This is a genomic window from Paraburkholderia phenoliruptrix (assembly GCF_019511605.1).
GTDB classification, from domain to species: Bacteria; Pseudomonadota; Gammaproteobacteria; order Burkholderiales; family Burkholderiaceae; genus Paraburkholderia; species Paraburkholderia phenoliruptrix_A.
This window is the reverse complement of the sequence record NZ_JAEUAV010000024.1, coordinates 14,677-32,686: the sequence shown is the minus strand read 5'-3', so window position 1 is coordinate 32,686 and position 18,010 is coordinate 14,677. Positions and strand designations below refer to the sequence as shown.

13 protein-coding genes are annotated in these 18,010 nt (G+C 63.6%); 7 read left to right on the top strand and 6 right to left on the bottom strand.

The window, feature by feature from the left end:
- Positions 1-102 precede the first annotated feature (102 nt).
- Entirely contained in the window at positions 103-1,392 is a 1,290-nt protein-coding gene (locus JNB89_RS24360) for an MFS transporter (RefSeq protein WP_013339955.1), read from the top strand.
- Positions 1,393-1,614: 222 nt separating this feature from the next.
- Positions 1,615-3,507 (top strand): propionate--CoA ligase, encoded by a 1,893-nt coding sequence (locus JNB89_RS24355; RefSeq protein WP_220363904.1) that lies wholly within the window; start codon positions 1,615-1,617, stop codon positions 3,505-3,507.
- 97 nt (positions 3,508-3,604) lie between these two features.
- Here JNB89_RS24355 and JNB89_RS24350 read toward each other — a convergent pair whose 3' ends face one another.
- Together JNB89_RS24350 and JNB89_RS24345 are read right to left on the bottom strand one after the other, a co-directional pair.
- Positions 3,605-4,495, bottom strand: a complete 891-nt coding sequence (locus JNB89_RS24350) for a 5'-methylthioadenosine/adenosylhomocysteine nucleosidase (RefSeq protein ID WP_220363903.1) — start codon at positions 4,493-4,495, stop codon at positions 3,605-3,607.
- On the bottom strand, positions 4,492-6,855 hold the full coding sequence (locus JNB89_RS24345; RefSeq protein WP_135894918.1) for a UvrD-helicase domain-containing protein: 2,364 nt from the start codon (positions 6,853-6,855) through the stop codon (positions 4,492-4,494). Before JNB89_RS24345 ends, JNB89_RS24350 begins: the two co-directional genes overlap by 4 nt.
- A gap of 254 nt (positions 6,856-7,109) precedes the next feature.
- Here JNB89_RS24345 and JNB89_RS24340 point away from each other — a divergent pair, with 254 nt between their 5' ends.
- Positions 7,110-10,031 (top strand): valine--tRNA ligase, encoded by a 2,922-nt coding sequence (locus tag JNB89_RS24340; RefSeq protein WP_220363902.1) that lies wholly within the window; start codon positions 7,110-7,112, stop codon positions 10,029-10,031.
- A gap of 71 nt (positions 10,032-10,102) precedes the next feature.
- Complete coding sequence (gene galU, locus JNB89_RS24335) at positions 10,103-10,984, top strand: UTP--glucose-1-phosphate uridylyltransferase GalU (protein WP_013339960.1); 882 nt, start codon at positions 10,103-10,105, stop codon at positions 10,982-10,984.
- Between the two features lie 221 nt (positions 10,985-11,205).
- Here the strand turns inward: galU and JNB89_RS24330 are convergent, their stop codons facing one another.
- From JNB89_RS24330 to JNB89_RS24315, 4 genes are all read right to left on the bottom strand, one after another.
- Positions 11,206-11,433, bottom strand: a complete 228-nt coding sequence (locus JNB89_RS24330) for a sulfurtransferase TusA family protein (RefSeq protein ID WP_220363941.1) — start codon at positions 11,431-11,433, stop codon at positions 11,206-11,208.
- Between the two features lie 111 nt (positions 11,434-11,544).
- Positions 11,545-12,612: a Gfo/Idh/MocA family oxidoreductase gene (locus JNB89_RS24325; RefSeq protein WP_220363901.1), complete on the bottom strand. Its 1,068-nt coding sequence runs from the start codon at positions 12,610-12,612 to the stop codon at positions 11,545-11,547.
- Positions 12,609-13,628 (bottom strand): inositol 2-dehydrogenase, encoded by a 1,020-nt coding sequence (iolG, locus tag JNB89_RS24320; RefSeq protein WP_013339963.1) that lies wholly within the window; start codon positions 13,626-13,628, stop codon positions 12,609-12,611. The genes JNB89_RS24325 and iolG overlap by 4 nt, the downstream gene beginning before the upstream one ends.
- Positions 13,621-14,502 (bottom strand): MurR/RpiR family transcriptional regulator, encoded by an 882-nt coding sequence (locus JNB89_RS24315; RefSeq protein WP_013339964.1) that lies wholly within the window; start codon positions 14,500-14,502, stop codon positions 13,621-13,623. The genes iolG and JNB89_RS24315 overlap by 8 nt, the downstream gene beginning before the upstream one ends.
- 243 nt (positions 14,503-14,745) lie before the next feature.
- Between JNB89_RS24315 and JNB89_RS24310 the strand changes: the two genes are divergently transcribed.
- The 3 genes from JNB89_RS24310 (at position 14,746) to JNB89_RS24300 (ending at position 18,006) form a co-directional block, all read left to right on the top strand.
- On the top strand, positions 14,746-15,792 hold the full coding sequence (locus JNB89_RS24310) for a sugar ABC transporter substrate-binding protein (RefSeq protein ID WP_220363900.1): 1,047 nt from the start codon (positions 14,746-14,748) through the stop codon (positions 15,790-15,792).
- A 141-nt stretch (positions 15,793-15,933) separates the two neighbouring features.
- Positions 15,934-17,097, top strand: coding sequence for an ABC transporter permease (locus tag JNB89_RS24305; RefSeq protein WP_220363899.1), 1,164 nt, complete (start codon positions 15,934-15,936; stop codon positions 17,095-17,097).
- 54 nt (positions 17,098-17,151) lie between these two features.
- Positions 17,152-18,006 carry an ATP-binding cassette domain-containing protein gene (locus JNB89_RS24300; protein WP_223216849.1) on the top strand — a complete coding sequence of 285 codons (855 nt, stop codon included), beginning with the start codon at positions 17,152-17,154 and terminating at the stop codon, positions 18,004-18,006.
- Positions 18,007-18,010: the final 4 nt, after the last annotated feature.

Genomic DNA, 18,010 nt, shown 5'->3' with positions numbered 1-18,010 from the left:
GCTGAGTACACGCGACGCCGCGTCGTTATGCCGCAACGACGCAAGCCCGCAGCGCGGCGTGTGCGCCCAGTTGTTGCCCCTTCCTTTCCCTTATAAAAGCGCATGGAAACCAGCCTCGACAAACGCGCCATTGCCGGCGCGTCACCCCTCACCGGCAGCGCCGCGCCTGCCGCCGCAGCTTCGAGCGCCACGCCGCTCGCCGGCCAACCCGCCGCCAAAGTGCAACGCACGGTGTACTCCGTGCTCGGCGCGATCAGCTTTTCGCATCTGCTCAACGACATGATCCAGTCGTTGATTCTGGCCATTTATCCGATGCTGAAGGACAACTTCTCGTTGTCGTTCGGACAGATCGGCCTGATTACGCTGACTTATCAGATCACCGCGTCGCTACTGCAACCGCTCGTCGGCATCTATACCGACAAGCATCCGAAGCCTTATTCGCTGCCGGTCGGCATGGGTTTCACGCTCGCCGGGCTGCTGCTGATGTCGATGGCGCCCAACTTCGGCCTGCTGCTGGTGGCGGCGGCGCTGGTGGGCTGCGGCTCGTCGGTGTTTCATCCGGAATCGTCGCGCGTGGCGCGCATGGCCTCCGGCGGGCGCCACGGACTCGCGCAGTCGCTCTTTCAGGTGGGCGGCAATGCGGGATCGTCGCTCGGCCCGCTACTCGCCGCGCTGATCGTGATTCCCCATGGCCAGCGCAGCATCGCGTGGTTCTCCGTGGCGGCGCTCGTCGCGATCGTCGTGCTCGCGCAGATCGGCCGCTGGTACAAGCAGCACCCGTCGGTCAAAAAGGTGCGCAGCCAGACCGCTCACGCGACGCTGTCGCGCAATCAGGTCATGTTCGCGATGGGCGTGCTGATCCTGCTGGTGTTCTCGAAGTATTTCTACCTCGCCAGCATCAACAGCTATTTCACGTTCTATCTGATCGACAAGTTCCATCTGCCGGTGCAGGCGGCGCAGATCCATCTGTTCGTGTTTCTTGCCGCCGTGGCCGCGGGCACGATGATCGGCGGACCGGTCGGCGACCGCATCGGCCGCAAGTACGTGATCTGGGCGTCGATTCTCGGCGTGACGCCCTTCACGCTGCTGCTGCCCTACGCGAACCTGTTCTGGACCGGCGTGCTGACGGTCATCATCGGCGTGGTTCTGGCTTCGGCGTTCTCGGCGATTCTCGTCTATGCGCAGGAACTGATTCCGGGCAAGGTCGGGATGGTTGCGGGACTCTTCTTCGGCTTTGCGTTCGGGCTCGGCGGCATCGGCGCGGCGGTGCTCGGCGAACTCGCCGACGCGACCAGCATCGCGTATGTGTACAAGGTCTGCTCGTTCCTGCCGCTGATCGGCGTGCTCACGGTGTTTCTGCCGGATGTGGAAGGCAAGCGCGCGAAGGCCTGATAGCTTCGGGTTGGAAGCAAAGTCCGATGCATGAAGACAAGGCGCTGCGGCGCCTTTTCTTTTGGCGCCGCCGGGTCCCGCGCGCGCCGCTCATGGTGAACCCGCGTTGTCCGCCACACGGCGCGTACTCTATGCTTCCTTCACGCGCCTCACGTCTTGCGCCGCCGCCCTGCGCGGCCGCGCCTCGAACTTTGCCCACCCGCCCTCGAAGGATCGCCGCAGATGACCCGCTACCGCGACTTCCACCGCCGTTCTATCGAAAATCCCGAGGCGTTCTGGCGCGAAGAGGCGCGGCGCATCCATTGGCAAACGCCGTTCGACACCGTGCTCGACCGCTCCAACCCGCCGTTTGCGCGCTGGTTTGTCGGCGGGCGCACGAACCTGTGCCACAACGCGGTGGACCGGCATCTCGTCGAGCGCGCGCAGCAGAACGCGCTGGTATATGTGTCGACGGAAACCGGCATCGAGCGGCGCTACACCTACGCCGAGCTTCACGCCGAGATCAACCGGATGGCCGCGGTCATGCGCTCGCTAGGCGTAAAGCGCGGCGACGTAGTGCTGCTCTATCTGCCGATGATCCCGGAAGCGCTCTTCGCGATGCTCGCTTGCGCACGCCTCGGCGCCATTCATTCCGTGGTGTTCGGCGGGTTCGCGGCGCCGAATCTGGCCGCGCGCATCGACGACGCCAAGCCGGTGCTGATCGTGACCGCCGACGCCGGTGCGCGCGGCGGCAAGGTGATCGACTACACGCCGCTCGTCGACGAAGCGCTCGCGCGCGCGGCCCACAAGACCCCGTGCGTGCTGCTGATCGACCGGCAACTCGCGCCGGAACGGCTGAACGCCAACTATCTGGTCGACTACGAACCGCTGCGCGAACGGTTTTTCGACGCACACGTGCCCTGCGAATGGCTCGAATCCAGCGAACCGTCGTATGTGCTCTACACGTCCGGCACTACGGGCAAGCCGAAGGGCGTGCAGCGCGACGTGGGCGGCTATGCGGTCGCGCTTGCCGCGTCGATGGAATATATCTTCCAGGGCAAAGCGGGCGACACGATGTTCACTGCATCCGATGTCGGCTGGGTGGTCGGTCATAGCTATATCGTCTACGCGCCCCTGCTTGCCGGGCTCACCACCGTGATGTACGAAGGCACGCCGATTCGCCCGGACGGCGGAATCTGGTGGCGCCTCGTCGAACAGCACCGCATCAATCTGATGTTCACCGCGCCGACCGCGCTGCGCGTGCTGAAAAAACAGGACCCGGCGCTTCTGCAAAACGCCGATCTCTCGAGCCTGCGCACGCTGTTCCTCGCTGGCGAGCCCCTCGACGAGCCAACCGCCTCATGGATTGCCGGCGCGCTCGGCAAACCGGTGATCGACAATTACTGGCAAACCGAAACCGGCTGGCCGATGCTCGCGATTCCGCGCGGCGTCGAGGCGCTGCCCACCAAACTCGGTTCGCCCGGCGTGCCGTCCGCCGGCTTCGACCTGGTCCTGCGCAACGAGCTGACGGGCGAGCCCTGCCCGCCCGGCGAAAAGGGTGTGCTCACGCTGAACTATCCGTTGCCGCCCGGCTGCATGTCCACGGTATGGGGCGACGACAAACGCTTTGTCAGCACCTACTGGTCGAGCATTCCGAACCAGCAGGTGTATTCGACCTTCGACTGGGGCATTCAGGACGAAGACGGCTACGTGACGATTCTCGGCCGCACCGACGACGTGATCAACGTCGCCGGTCATCGGCTCGGCACGCGCGAGATCGAGGAAGCGCTGTCGAGCCATCCGGCCGTCGCCGAAGTCGCCGTGGTGGGCGTGGCCGATCCGGTGAAGGGCCAGGCTGCGATGGCCTTCGTGGTGTTGCGCGACCCGCAGGCTTACGCGGACACCGGCACACGCACGAAGCTGCAAGCCGAACTGGCTACCACGGTGGACCGGCAGCTCGGCGCGATTGCGCGGCCTGCGCGTGTGGTGATCGTGTCGATGCTGCCGAAGACGCGCTCGGGCAAGCTGCTGCGCCGGGCCATCGCGGCGCTCGCGGAGGGACGCGAGCCTGGCGAGCTGCCGACCATCGAAGATCCAGCTGCGTTGCAGCAGGTGCGCGAGGGGTTGGGCACGTAGTCGACTGGAGCGGTGGGGCTTTCGGTGGCTGCGATGAGGCGGCTTAGCGGATTAGCGCCGTGTCGCTGTGTTGCCGGGTCGCGCGCCGCGGCTGGCGTCACCTCGCCCCGCGCGCCTTCAGAAAGCGCGCAAGAATCGCGTTCGAATACGCCCCCGCGATCTCCGTGAGAAACGAGACGAACGACGAGGGCGCGTGATCGTCGGCGGTATCGGAAATGGTGCGCACCACCGCGCACGGCACGCCGTACTCGTGACAGACCTGTGCGAGTGCCGCGCCTTCCATCTCGACCGCGAGCGCATCAGGTAGCGCTTCGCGCAGCGCCAGCACACCCGCCGAACTGGCGACGAACTGGTCGCCGCTGACAATCAACCCGCGATGCACGCGCGGCTCGCGTGTGCCGAAACGCGCCGCCGCGGCGGCACCCTCTTCCGCTACAAAACGCTCGCAGGCTTCGGCCAGTTGCGCGGCGAGCGCGGCGTCGGCGGCAAAGCGCGACATGCCGAGCAGCGGCACCTCGAAGCGCGCAAAGAGCGGCGACGCGTCCATATCGTGCTGCAATAGCGCGTTGGCCACGACGATGTCGCCCACCCGCACGCTGTCGCCCACACCGCCCGCAACGCCGGTGAAAACGACGGCCTCGACATCGAATGCGTGAATCAGCGCGCTCACGGTAGCCGCCGCCGCGACCTTGCCGACGCGCGCGAGCGTGACGACGCACGGCGCGCCGTGGACTGTGCCGAGGTGATAATCGCGCCGGCCGTGCGTGACGGTGCGCACGCCCGATTCGGCGCGCATCGCCTCGATCAGATCGCCGAGCTCCTGCGGCAAGGCCGCGAGAATGCCGAGCGGACGCCGCGAGACTTGCGCATTACCGGCCTGCGGATATGACTGCCGATGTGGCTGCGAATGTGGCTGCGAATGTGGCTGCGAATCGTCCCGCCCTCCGCCTTCACCCGTCATGGCATTGCCATCCTGAACGCCGCTCATTCGACCGCCTGCAATTTGGCGACCGCGAGCGCGAGCCATTTCTCGCCGTGGCGCTTGAACTTGACCTGCGCCTTGGCATCCGTGCCGCCGCCTTCCAGCGCGGTGATCGTGCCCTCGCCGAACTTGGTGTGGAACACCTGCTGCCCGACGCGAAAACCGGTTTCCGCCGCGCGCTGCTCGTTGGCAAAAGCCGGCAGCGGCGCCGCCGGGCTCGCCGCGCCGCCGCCGTAGCCCTGCTGACGGTCGGGCCGCGCGAACCAGTCGCGCCCGTAGCCCGCGTTGTCCGAGCGGCCGCCCCAACGCGCTCCCGCCTCGACCTTGGGCGTGAGCCATTTGAGCGTTTCCTGCGGCAGTTCGTCGAAGAAACGCGAGCGGATGTTGTAGCGCGTCTGGCCGTGCAGCATCCGGCTTTGTGCGAACGACAGATAAAGCCGCTCCTTCGCGCGCGTAATCGCCACGTACATCAGACGCCGCTCTTCTTCGAGGCCGTCCGATTCCATCGCGCTGTTCTCGTGCGGGAAGAGACCCTCTTCGAGGCCCGTGATGAACACCGCCGTGAACTCCAGACCTTTTGCCGCGTGCACCGTCATCAGTTGCACGGCTTCCTGGCCGGCCTGCGCCTGGTTGTCGCCCGCTTCGAGCGACGCGTGCGACAGGAAGCCCGCGAGCGGCGTCATCGTGTCGGGATTCTGCGCGGGCTCGGCAATACCGGGCGCGTCCAGCACGACGGTACTCGGGTCGTCGGTGGCGACGGCCAGTTCCGGCGCGGCACTCGCGCCGGGGCGTAGCGGAATGGAACGCGCGGGCGTGTCCATGCCGTAGCCCTCTTCGCTGACGAAGGCCGCGGCCGCGTTGACCAGTTCCTGCAGGTTCTCGAGCCGGTCCTGGCCTTCGCGCTCGTTCTGGTAAAAGTCGGCGAGGCCGCTTGCGCGCACCACGTATTCGACCGTTTCCGGCAAGCTCATCTGCTGCGTTTCGGCGCGCATCTTGCCGATCAGGTTGGCAAACGCCGCCAGGCTCGAGCCCGCCTTGCCCGCGACATACGGAATGGCCGCCGCCATCGAGCAGTTGTACAGACGAGCAGCGTCCGCGAGTTGCTCGATGGAGCGCGCGCCAATGCCGCGCGTCGGGAAATTGACGACGCGCGCGAACGCGGTGTCGTCGTTCGGATTGTCGATCAGGCGCAGATAGGCGAGCGCGTGCTTGACTTCCTGACGCTCGAAAAAGCGCAAACCGCCGTACACGCGATACGCGATGCCCGCATTCACGAGCGTGTGCTCGATCGTGCGCGACTGCGCGTTGCTGCGGTAGAGCACGGCGATTTCGCTGCGCGACGTGCCGGTGTTGATGAGCGCCTTGATTTCCTCGACGATCCAGCCGGCTTCCTGCGTGTCTGTCGCGGACTCGTACACGCGCACCGGCTCGCCGTGGCCGGCGTCCGTGCGCAGGTTCTTGCCGAGACGCCGCGAATTGTTGGCGATCAGCTGGTTGGCGGCGTCGAGAATATGGCCGTGCGAGCGGTAGTTCTGCTCGAGCTTGATCAGATGGCGGACATTGAACTCGTGCTCGAAGTCGCGCATGTTGCCGACGTTCGCGCCGCGGAATGCGTAAATGGACTGGTCGTCGTCGCCGACCGCGAAAATCGCGTTGGTCTGGCCTGCGAGCAGTTTCAGCCACGCGTATTGCAGCTTGTTGGTGTCCTGGAACTCGTCCACCAGAATGTGGCGAAAGCGTGCCTGGTAGTGCGCGCGCAGCGGCGGATTGTGCGCGAGCAGTTCATAGCAGCGCAGCAGCAGTTCCGGAAAATCGACGACGCCTTCGCGCTGGCATTGCTGGTCGTAGGCTTCGTAAAGTTCGACGAATTTGCGGTTGAAGTTGTCCGTAGCGTCGACGTCTTTCGGGCGCAGTCCCTGTTCCTTGGCGTTATTGATGAAGTACTGGAGGTTTTTCGCCGGGTACTTTTCGTCGTCGATGTTCAGGCCCTTCATCAGACGCTTGATCGCGGAGAGCTGGTCTGCGGTATCGAGAATCTGGAACGTGGCGGGCAGCCCGGCGTCACGGTGATGCGCGCGCAGCATGCGGTTGCACAGGCCGTGGAAGGTGCCGATCCACATGCCGCGCGTGTCGATGGGCAAGAGCGCCGAAAGGCGCGACATCATTTCGCGCGCGGCCTTGTTGGTGAAGGTCACGGCCAGAATGGTGGCCGGCGACGCGAGACCCTGCTGGATGAGCCACGCAATGCGCGTGATGAGCACACGGGTTTTACCGCTGCCCGCGCCGGCGAGAATGAGCGCGGGCTCGTTGGGAAGCGTGACGGCGGCGTGTTGTTCGGGGTTGAGATTGGCTAGCAGGTCGGGCATTTTTTCGGAGGGACGGCGGGGTGTTCGACATTATATGCCCCAGCGGCGGCGGGCTTTTTTTGGGCTTTTTCGGGGCTCTTCCTGTTTTCCGGCGTGCGCAGGCTGTCGTGGTTCAGGCTCGTTGGCCCTTTCTGCGGACAAACAACGCCGGGCGAACGAAAAAACCACCGCCGCCCCCAAATCCCAAAACAGGGCCCGCGCCCCCGGCGCCCTTTATAATCGAACATTCTCCGCATTTACCAGCCGATCGACACATGAGCGAGACCCCGAGCGACACCCACCCGGACACACAGCGCGACACGCAGAGCGATACCCAGAGCGCTTCCACCCTTGCCAAGAGCTTCGAGCCCCACACCATCGAAGCCCACTGGGGCCCGGAATGGGAAAAGCGCGCCTACGCGGCGCCCTCCTTCAACGGGAACGGCAAAGACTTCTCGATCCAGCTGCCGCCGCCGAACGTTACCGGCACCCTGCACATGGGCCATGCGTTCAACCAGACCATCATGGACGGCCTCGCCCGCTATCACCGCATGCTGGGCGAAAACACGCTGTGGGTGCCGGGCACGGACCACGCGGGCATCGCCACGCAGATCGTCGTCGAACGGCAACTGGACGCCAAGGGCGTATCGCGCCACGATCTCGGCCGCGAGAAGTTCGTCGAACGCGTCTGGGAATGGAAGCAGCAATCGGGCTCGACCATTACGAACCAGGTGCGGCGCCTCGGCGCCTCCATCGACTGGTCGCGCGAATACTTCACGATGGACGACAAAATGTCGGCCGCCGTGCGCGACGTGTTCGTGCGCCTCTATGAACAGGGCCTGATCTATCGCGGCAAGCGCCTCGTGAACTGGGACCCGGTGCTGCTCACCGCCGTCTCCGACCTCGAAGTTGTCAGCGAAGAAGAAAACGGCCACCTGTGGCACATCCAGTATCCGCTCACCGACGGCTCCGGGCACCTGACGGTCGCCACCACGCGTCCGGAAACCATGCTCGGCGACACCGCCGTAATGGTCCATCCGGAAGACGAGCGCTACGCGCACCTGATCGGCAAGACGGTCACGCTGCCGTTGTCGAACCGCGAAGTGCCGATCATTGCCGACGACTACGTCGACCGCGAATTCGGCACCGGCGTCGTGAAGGTCACGCCCGCGCACGACTTCAACGACTATCAGGTCGGCCTGCGCCACAAGCTGCCGCAAATCGAAATTCTCACGCTCGACGCGAAGATCAACGAGAACGCGCCGGAAAAGTACCGCGGCCTCGACCGTTTCGAAGCCCGCAAGCAGGTAGTCGCCGACCTGGAAGCGCTCGGCGCGCTCGAATCGGTCAAGCCGCACAAGCTGATGGTGCCGCGCGGCGACCGTACCGGCGTCGTGATCGAGCCGATGCTCACCGACCAGTGGTTCGTGGCAATGAGCAAGCCGGCGCCCGAGGGCACGTTCAACCCGGGCAAGTCGATTGCCGAAACCGCGCTCGACGTGGTGCGCAACGGCCAGATCAAATTCGTGCCGGAAAACTGGACCTCCACGTACTACCAGTGGCTCGAAAACATCCAGGACTGGTGCATCTCGCGCCAGCTCTGGTGGGGTCATCAGATTCCCGCGTGGTACGGCGAAAACGGCGAGATCTTCGTTGCGAGGACCGAGGAAGGCGCGCGCGAGAAAGCGGCAGAAGCCGGCTACACGGGTCCGCTCAAGCGCGACGACGACGTGCTCGACACGTGGTTCTCGTCGGCACTCGTGCCGTTCTCATCGCTCGGCTGGCCGAACGACACGCAGGAGTTGCGGCACTTCCTGCCCTCGTCGGTGCTGGTCACGGGCTTTGACATCATTTTCTTCTGGGTCGCGCGCATGGTCATGATGACCACGCACTTCACCGGCAAAGTACCGTTCAACACGGTCTACGTACACGGTCTCGTGCGCGATGCCGAAGGCCAGAAGATGTCGAAGAGCAAGGGCAACACGCTCGACCCGATCGATATCGTCGACGGCATCGGACTCGACGCGCTCGTCGCCAAGCGCACCACCGGCCTGATGAATCCGAAGCAGGCGGCGTCGATCGAAAAGAAAACCCGCAAGGAGTTTCCGCAGGGCATTGCGGCCTTCGGCACGGACGCCCTGCGCTTCACGATGGCCTCCATGGCCACGCTCGGGCGCAACGTCAACTTCGACCTGGCGCGCTGCGAGGGCTACCGCAACTTCTGCAACAAGCTGTGGAACGCCACCCGCTTCGTGCTGATGAACTGCGAAGGCCACGACTGCGGTTTCGGCAAGCCGGAACAATGCGGCGAATGCGGGCCGCAGGGGCATCTGCATTTTTCGTCGGCGGACCGCTGGATCGTGTCGCTTCTGCAGCGCGTGGAAGCCGAGGTCGCCAAGGGTTTTGCCGACTATCGCTTTGACAATGTGGCCAACGCCCTATACAAGTTTGTGTGGGACGAATACTGTGACTGGTATCTCGAACTCGCGAAGGTGCAGATCCAGACGGGTCAGCCGAACCAGCAGCGCGCCACGCGGCGCACCCTGCTGCGCGTGCTCGAGACGGTGTTGCGCCTCGCGCATCCGGTGATTCCGTTCATTACCGAGGCGCTGTGGCAGAAGGTTGCACCGTTGGCCGGGCGTTATCCCGCGGGCAAAGCCGAGGGCGAAGCGTCCATCATGGTGCAGCCGTATCCCGTTGCCGAGATGTCGAAAATCGACGAAGAAGCAGAGCAATGGGCGGCCGACCTGAAGGCGGTGATCGATGCGTGCCGGAACCTGCGCGGCGAAATGAATCTCTCGCCGGCAGTGAAGGTGCCGCTGCTCGCCACCGGCAACGCGGAGCGTCTTGCCACTTTTGCTCCGTACGCGCAGGCACTCGCCCGTCTATCCGAAGTGCAGATCATTGCCGACGAGGCAACGCTTGACGCGCAGGCAGATGGCGCGCCAATTGCTATCGTGGGAAGTGACAAGCTCGTGCTGAAGGTGGAGATCGACGTCGCACTCGAGCGCGAGCGTTTGTCGAAGGAAATTGCGCGGTTGAGCACGGAAATCGTCAAGTGCAATGCCAAACTGCAAAACGAAAGTTTCGTCGCGAAGGCGCCGCCCGCAGTCGTCGAGCAGGAGCAGAAAAGGCTGGCGGAATTCGAAGCGACTGTCGGCAAGCTGAAAGCGCAGTTCGCGCGCTTGCCGGCCTGATCGACGCTCCGTGCCTGCCCGCGCGGCAGACACGGACTGATAGCTAAACCAGAGGACTCAGGGTAAATCACATGCTAAAAGTTACAAAGGCGGTATTTCCGGTAGCAGGTCTTGGCACCCGGTTCCTCCCTGCCACGAAGGCAAGCCCGAAGGAAATGCTGCCCATCGTCGACAAGCCGCTGATTCAATACGCGGTGGAAGAAGCGATGGCGGCCGGCATCACGGAAATGATCTTCGTCACGGGCCGCAGCAAACGTGCGATCGAGGACCATTTCGATAAGTCGTATGAAATCGAGGCCGAACTCGAGGCACGCGGCAAGGACAAGCTGCTGGAACTCGTGCGCAGCATCAAGCCGAGCCACGTCGACTGTTTCTACGTGCGTCAGCCGGAAGCGCTCGGCCTCGGCCACGCGGTGCTGTGCGCCGAGAAGCTGGTGGGCGACAACCCGTTCGCCGTCATTCTCGCGGACGACTTGCTGTACGGCACGCCGCCCGTCATGACGCAAATGATCGAGGTGTTCGACCACTATCACAGCTCGGTGATCGGCGTGGAAGAAATCCCGCCGCAAGACACCAAGTCGTACGGTATTGTCGACGGCAAGGAATGGGAAGACTCGATCATCAAGATGTCGGGCATCGTCGAAAAGCCGGAGCCGAGCGTGGCACCGTCGAACCTCGGCGTGGTGGGCCGCTACGTGTTGAAGCCGCGCATTTTCGACCACATCCGCGCTATCACGCCTGGCGCGGGCGGCGAATTGCAACTCACGGATGCAATCCAGTCGCTGCTCGCCGACGAACAGGTGCTCGCCTACAAGTATCACGGCACGCGTTTCGACTGCGGCAGCAAGCTCGGTTATCTGAAGGCAACTGTGGAATTCGCGCTGCGCCATCCGGAAGTGGCAGCGGATTTCGAGGAATACCTGCGTACGCGTTCGCCCGTGCTGGAAGGATGACGCTGAGGCTGAGGCTGCGCCGCGCAAGACCCGGCCGCCGCCTCGCGCCGGGTACAAACGGAAAAGGCGCTGTGCTTCGCTTTGGCGGGCACAGCGCCTTTTGTTTTAGAGCGCGCGAAGCGAACTCGAAGCTGGCGCCGAATGAGTGGGACGCGAGCGTGAACTGGGCATAAGCTGAGCGCGGAATAAGCGCTCGCGCCGTGGCGCGGCCGCTGCGAGTCCTAGCGGCGTTTCATCAGAAACGTGAACACTTTGTCGTGCGCCGAACTCTCGATAATCTCATTGCCGGTCTGCTTCGCGAACGCGGCAAAGTCGCGCTGCGAGCCGGGGTCGGTGGCGAGAACCTTGAGAATCTGGCCGCTTTCCATGTCGGCGAGCGCCTTCTTGGCGCGCAGGATGGGCAGCGGACACATCAGCCCGCGCGCATCGACTTCCTTGTGAACCTGAATTTGCATCGACGATGACCTTCGGGACGAGGCGCCGTATGCGACGCCGGACAGAGGGTCAAATTCTACCGCAGCCTTCGCCGCCTTGCCGGTGCCGCCGCGCGCCGCCCCGCGTCAGAGCGTGACCGCCTGCCCGCTCTGCAAGGACTGTCGCAGCGCATGACCGATGCGCGTCGCCTCGAGCGCGTCGGCGAGCGTCGCACCCGCTTGCAGGGCCCCCGCCGACTTGTCCCGGATCGACGCGACGAACGCTTGCGCCTCCAGCAGAAACGCTTCTTCGAAACGGTCGAAGAAGGTGGGCGTGCATTCGTTGCGAATGCCGGCTGCGTCGTAAATCTCCACACGATTCGCGCGCGGATTGTGGCCAATAGCCAGCGCGCCAGCCGTGCCGATTACTTCGCTATGCGTATCGTTGCCATGCGCCTGGGTGCGCGACGCGTAGAACATCGCGAGCTTGCCGCCCTCGAATTCGCAGATCGCAACGCCGTTATCCACATCGCCGAACTCGCGCAGACCCTCGTGAAGCGCAATCGCGCCCGCCGCGAACACGCGCGTCGCACGCGGCTTGCCGAGCAGCCAGCGGGCAATGTCGATGTCGTGTACCGTGCAATCCAGAAAGATGCCGCCGGAAGTCGCAGCGAATCGCACGAAAAAACCGTCGAAATCGTTCTTGTCGGCGGTCTGTGAGCGCACCAGGAACGGCCGGCCGATGGTGCCCGCAGCGATCTTGCCGAACGCGTCCTGATAGCTCGGATCGAAACGGCGCATGAAGCCGATGGTCGCCTGAAGATGCGGAAAGCGCGCGGCCTCGGCCAGCACGCGCTCGCATTCGGCGGGATCGAGCGACAAAGGCTTTTCGCAAAACACGTGCTTGCCGGCGCGCAGCGCGTCCACGATCTGCTGCGCGTGCAGCGCCGAGGGCGTGACGAGCCACACGGCATCCACTTCGCTGTCGGCCAGCAGTTCCGCGTAATCGTCGTAAAGCCCCGGCGCCGGCAAGGTCTCGCGCGCCCACGCCAGCTCTTCGCCAAGCGGACTGCACACGGCGACGAGTTCCGCGCCCGGCACGCGGTAAGCCAGATTCTGCGCGTGGCGCTTGCCGAGCCGCCCTAGCCCGGCCACGCCGATACGCACGCGCCGCAAGCGCGCCCTGTTCTCGCCCGACATTGCAAGCACGTTCATCGCACGGCCCCGTCGAGCTTCACCGCGCGGCCTTCGCGCCACGATTGCGCAGCGGCTTCTGCGAGTTCGAGCGCTTTCACGCCGTCCGCGACGGTAGTCCGCACCGGCTTACCCTGGGTCACCGCCTCGAAGAAATGCGCAATTTCCAGCGCATAGGCCGCGCGATATCGTTCGAGGAAAAACGCCTCGGGCACGTCGCTGGACACTTCGGTCTTCGAGTAGGCGGTGACTTCGGTGGGCCGCACGTTGCCCGCCTGCAGCATGCCGGTGCTGCCCAACACTTCGAAGCGCTGATCGTAGCCATACGCGGCGCGCCGCGCGGTGTTGATCTGGCACAGGCGGCCACGCTTCGTGCGGATCGTCACCGCAGTGGAATCGATGTCGCCCGCCTCTGCAATTGCCGGATCGGCGAGGCAACTGCCGGTGGCATGCAGCGTGTCGGCTTCGTCGTCGAGAATCCAGCGGAAAATATCGAAGTCGTGGATCAGCATGTCCTTGAAGATGCCGCCCGAATGACGAATGTATTCGACAGGCGGCGGCCCCGGATCGCGGCTCGTCACCACCAGCATTTCCGGCGTGCCGATCTCGCCGGCGTCGAGCCGCGCCTTTAGCGCAGAAAACGTCGGGTCGAAGCGGCGCTGAAAGCCGATCATGCACACCACGCCCGCGCGCTCCACCGCGTCCGCGCAGGCCCGCGCGCGCTCGAGCGTGAGGTCCACCGGCTTTTCGCAGAACACGTGTTTTTTCTGCGCGGCCGACTTCACGATCAGATCGGCATGCGTGTCGGTGCTCGAGCAGATCACCGTTGCTCCAATGGACGCGTCGCCCATTGCGCCGTCGACATCCGCCACCTGTGCGCCGTGCGCGGCGGCGAGCGCAGCCGCCGCTTCGCGGTTCACGTCGACCACGTACCTGAGCCGCACGCCCGGCTGCCGCGCGAGATTGGCCGCGTGAATCCTGCCGATGCGGCCCGCGCCGAACACCGCGACGTCGATCGGTTTTGCTGCGTCAGTCATCGTATCCTCCAGTGTCTTTAGCTTCTTCTACGTTCAGTTCGAGCTTGTACGCAAGCGCGATGAAAAGCGCCTGGCACAGGCAAATGGTGCTGGTCAGCGAGCGGAACGCGAACGCGCTGCCCTCTTTCACATACAGTTGCGTGCTGGCGTAGCGCGCAAGCGGGGATAGTTGGCTATCCGTAATAACCAGTGTCTTCGCCTGATGATGATGCGCAATGCGCAGACAATACTGCGTTTCTTTCGCATACGGCGCGAAACTGATCGCAATCACCACGTCGCCCTTCTTCACGCTGCGAATCTGCTCGCGATACATGCCGCCGAAACCGGACACGAGATGCACGCGCTTGGGCGTGTGCTGCAGCGCATAGACAATATAGCTCGCCACCGGAAACGAACGCCGCACGCCGATCACATAGATGTTGTCCGCCTGTTGCAGCATTTTCACGGCGGCGTCGAACTGCTTGTCGTCGAGCCCCGCTTCGAGTTCTTCAAGACCGCTGCGCGAAGCCGCAATGAACTCGCGCGCCACCGCACCGCCTGAGAGCGCACCGGGCTTCTCGTCGATCAACTTGCGAATACGCTGCTGATAACTCGGCGAAGATGCACCCTGCCCCGTGTACGCCTGACGAAACACCGCCTGCAAATCCGAGAAACCAGAAAAGCCAAAGCGCTGCGCAAAGCGCACGACCGCCGACGGATGCACCCCGCAGCTCGCGGCAATGTCGCTCGTGCGATCCACCATCACGCTCGCGCGATGCTGCTCGATATACGTCGCGACGTTTTTCAACTGACGCGGCAGCGCCTCGTAGTTTTCCGCGATGCGCTGCATCAATTCTTCGACGCTCTGCGCTTCTTCGGTGCTCTCGTCCGCCATGGCTCTCTCTTCGTTGCTTTATCGCAGTGCGGCAGAGGCTTCGCAACACGCGCCGCACCGCCTGTTGACGTTGCCGATTATAGGCAGCGCATCGCATAAATGGAATGCATTTTCCATTTTTATTCACCGTGAAATTTCTATTGCACCACCCCGGAAGATGACCTAATCTTGGTCGTGAGCGATGGCGCTTCGGCGGACGTGCGTCGCTCCTTTCAATAACGACAGACCGAGAAAGGTGGAGACATGAGACTTTGCAAGGGCAAGGCTACGCTCAGGATTCTGGTGACGGCTTTGACGTTGGCGGCGGGATTTGCAGCGGCCTCGGCCGCCCGCGCGGCCGACGGTCATTTCGTGCTGATCAGCCACGCGCCGGACTCCGATTCGTGGTGGAACACCATCAAGAATGCAATCAAGCAGGCTGATGAGGACTTCAACGTCGAGACCGACTACCGCAACCCGCCGAACGGCGACATTGCCGACATGGCGCGCCTCGTCGAACAGGCAGCCGCGCGCAACTATGACGGCGTGATCGTCACCATCGCCGATTACGACGTGTTGAAGAGTTCCATCAACAAGGTCACCGCAAAGAAAATCCCGCTCGTCACGATCAACTCGGGCACCGAGGAACAGAGCGCGCAACTCGGCGCGATCATGCACGTCGGGCAGCCGGAGTACGTCGCGGGCAAAGCCGCCGGCGAGAAAGCAAAAGCCGCCGGCGTGAAGTCGTTTCTTTGCGTGAATCACCTTGCGACCAACACCGTTTCTTTCGACCGCTGCCGCGGCTTCGCGGACGCAATCGGTGTCGACTACAAGGCGTCCACCATCGACTCCGGCCAGGACCCGACCGAGATTCAGTCCAAGGTCAGCGCCTATTTGCGCAACCATCCGAACACCGGCGCGATTCTCACGCTCGGACCGACGCCGGCCTCCGCTACCCTGAAAGCGGTTCAGCAAATGGGCCTTGCGGGCAAGATCTATTTCTGTACGTTCGATTTCTCCGACGACATCGCCAAGGCCATCCAGAACGGCACGATCCAGTTCGCGATCGATCAGCAGCCCTATCTGCAAGGCTATATTCCGGTCGCCGTGCTGGCCATCGTAAAGAAAGAGCACACCACGGACCCCGCGAAGATCCGCCAGCTGCTCGAAGCGAATCCGAAATTCAAGGCACGGCTTGCCACATACGGCCTCGCGCCGTCGTATGGACCGAAGAACATTCGCTCGGGTCCGGGCTTCATCACGAAGGACAACCTCGATAAGGTCATCAAATACGCCGGGCAGTACCGCTGATTCTTTTTCCTCGCTAGTTACGCGCGCGCGGCAGGCAACGCTTTCGCTGCGCAACGTTGCCGCCGGCGCGCACTTCACCGGTTGTCGTTCCCGCACCGCATTTCCGCTGCCCGGACGCACAGCCGGCTCCAAGGAGACATCATGGGTGTAGCAGGCAAACACTTCCCGCCGCACGTCGACTCGAACAGCGCCGCTTCGCACAACGCGGCGTCACGGCCCGAGGCCGACGAGCGCGTACGCAAGGAGTCCTGGTTCGGTCACTTGCTGAACCGCCCCGAATTCGCCGCGATTTCCGGCGCGGTACTGGTGTTTCTGGTTTTCGCGCTGACCGCCGGCAGCTCCGGCATGTTCAATCTCGACGGCGTGATGAACTGGTCGCAGGTGTCCGCGTACCTCGGCATTCTCGCGGTGGGCGCGTGCCTGCTGATGATCGCAGGCGAGTTCGATCTCTCGATCGGCTCGATGATCGGCTTTGCCGGCATGATGGTCGCGATTCCCACCGTCTATTTCCACTGGCCGATCTCGCTCGCGATCCTGTTCGCATTCGCCGGCTCCATGCTGCTGGGCGCGCTCAACGGCTATCTGGTGATGCGCACGCGACTGCCGTCGTTCATCGTCACGCTCGCTTTCCTGTTCATTTTGCGCGGCCTCACGCTCGCGCTGTCCATCATGTTCGCGGACCGCACCATCGTCTCCGGTGTGGGCGATCTCGCGCAGCAGGACTGGCTCGCCAACACGCTCTTTCACGGCGTTGCGCTGCAAGGGCTTTTCACACTGCTCGCGCACCACGGCATCGGCACGCTGCTCGATAACGGCCACGCGCTCGTGCCCGGCATTCCGAAGGTGATTCTGTGGTGGTTCGCCCTTGCCGCGATCTGCGCGTTCGTACTCGCCAAAACGCGCGCCGGCAACTGGATTCTCGCCGTGGGCGGCGACGCCAATGCGGCGAAAAACGTGGGTATTCCGGTGCGCCGCGTGAAGATTCTGCTGTTCGTGCTGACCGCGTTCTGCTCGTGCCTGTTCGCCGTGCTGCAAGTGTGCGATATCGGCTCGGCGGCTGCCGACCGCGGTTTGCAGAAGGAATTCGAAGCGATCATCGCCGCCGTGATCGGCGGAACCTTGCTCACGGGCGGGTACGGGTCCGTGGTCGGCGCCTGCTTCGGCGCGCTGATTTTCGGCGTGGTGCAGATCGGCATTACCTATACGAACGTGAGTTCCGACTGGTTCCGCGTGTTCCTCGGCGTCATGCTGCTGATCGCGGTGCTGTTCAATCACTATGTGCGCCGTCGCGTGTCGCAATCGTAAAAGGAGAAAGACATGTCCGATACCAGCAACGTGACTAACGGGGCGGCAAACAGCATGGCCACCGGCTCGTCAGTGGGAACAGCAACAACAGCGACAGCGGCAACGACAACGGCGGCAGCCTCCGGCGACGACGTGATCCTCGCGCTGGAAAACGTCAGCAAATACTTCGGCAAGGTCATTGCCCTGAGCGGCGTGACCTTGCGCCTGAAGCGCGGCGAAGTGCACTGCCTGCTCGGCGACAACGGCGCGGGCAAATCGACGCTCATCAAGACACTCGCCGGCGTGCATCAACCGTCGTCGGGCCAGTATCTGGTGGACGGCAAGCCAGTGCTGTTCGAGTCGCCGAAAGACGCGCTCGACCTCGGCATTGCCACCGTGTATCAGGACCTCGCCCTCGTGCCGCTTCTGTCCGTCGCGCGCAACTTCTTCATGGGGCGCGAACCGCAGAAGAAACTGTTCGGCTTCCTGAACGTGATGGACCTGGAAACGAGCGCCACCACCGCGCGCGACAAGCTCGCCGAAATGGGCATCCACGTACGCGATCCGCATCAGCCTATCGGCACCATGTCAGGTGGCGAGAAACAGTGCCTTGCGATAGCGCGTGCCATTCACTTCGGCGCACGCGTGCTGATTCTCGACGAACCGACCGCCGCACTTGGCGTGAAGCAGAGCTTCAACGTGCTCAAGCTGATCCACAAGGCACGCGCGAAAGGCATCTCTGTGATCTTCATCACGCACAACGTGCACCACGCTTACCCGATTGGCGACTCGTTCACGCTGCTCAATCGCGGCAAATCGCTCGGCACGTTCACCAAGGAGACCATCAGCAAGGACGAAGTGCTCGACATGATGGCGGGCGGCGCCGAGATGCAGAAGATGATCGGCGAACTCGAAGGCGCAACGATCTGATTCA

Coding starts and splice junctions, on each gene's coding strand:
- JNB89_RS24360 (WP_013339955.1), top strand. CDS start 103: ATGGAAACCAGCCTCGACAAACGCGCCATTGCCGGCGCGTCACCCCTC.
- JNB89_RS24355 (WP_220363904.1), top strand. CDS start 1,615: ATGACCCGCTACCGCGACTTCCACCGCCGTTCTATCGAAAATCCCGAG.
- JNB89_RS24350 (WP_220363903.1), bottom strand. CDS start 4,495: ATGAGCGGCGTTCAGGATGGCAATGCCATGACGGGTGAAGGCGGAGGG.
- JNB89_RS24345 (WP_135894918.1), bottom strand. CDS start 6,855: ATGCCCGACCTGCTAGCCAATCTCAACCCCGAACAACACGCCGCCGTC.
- JNB89_RS24340 (WP_220363902.1), top strand. CDS start 7,110: ATGAGCGAGACCCCGAGCGACACCCACCCGGACACACAGCGCGACACG.
- galU (WP_013339960.1), top strand. CDS start 10,103: ATGCTAAAAGTTACAAAGGCGGTATTTCCGGTAGCAGGTCTTGGCACC.
- JNB89_RS24325 (WP_220363901.1), bottom strand. CDS start 12,612: ATGAACGTGCTTGCAATGTCGGGCGAGAACAGGGCGCGCTTGCGGCGC.
- iolG (WP_013339963.1), bottom strand. CDS start 13,628: ATGACTGACGCAGCAAAACCGATCGACGTCGCGGTGTTCGGCGCGGGC.
- JNB89_RS24315 (WP_013339964.1), bottom strand. CDS start 14,502: ATGGCGGACGAGAGCACCGAAGAAGCGCAGAGCGTCGAAGAATTGATG.
- JNB89_RS24310 (WP_220363900.1), top strand. CDS start 14,746: ATGAGACTTTGCAAGGGCAAGGCTACGCTCAGGATTCTGGTGACGGCT.
- JNB89_RS24305 (WP_220363899.1), top strand. CDS start 15,934: ATGGGTGTAGCAGGCAAACACTTCCCGCCGCACGTCGACTCGAACAGC.
- JNB89_RS24300 (WP_223216849.1), top strand. CDS start 17,152: ATGGCCACCGGCTCGTCAGTGGGAACAGCAACAACAGCGACAGCGGCA.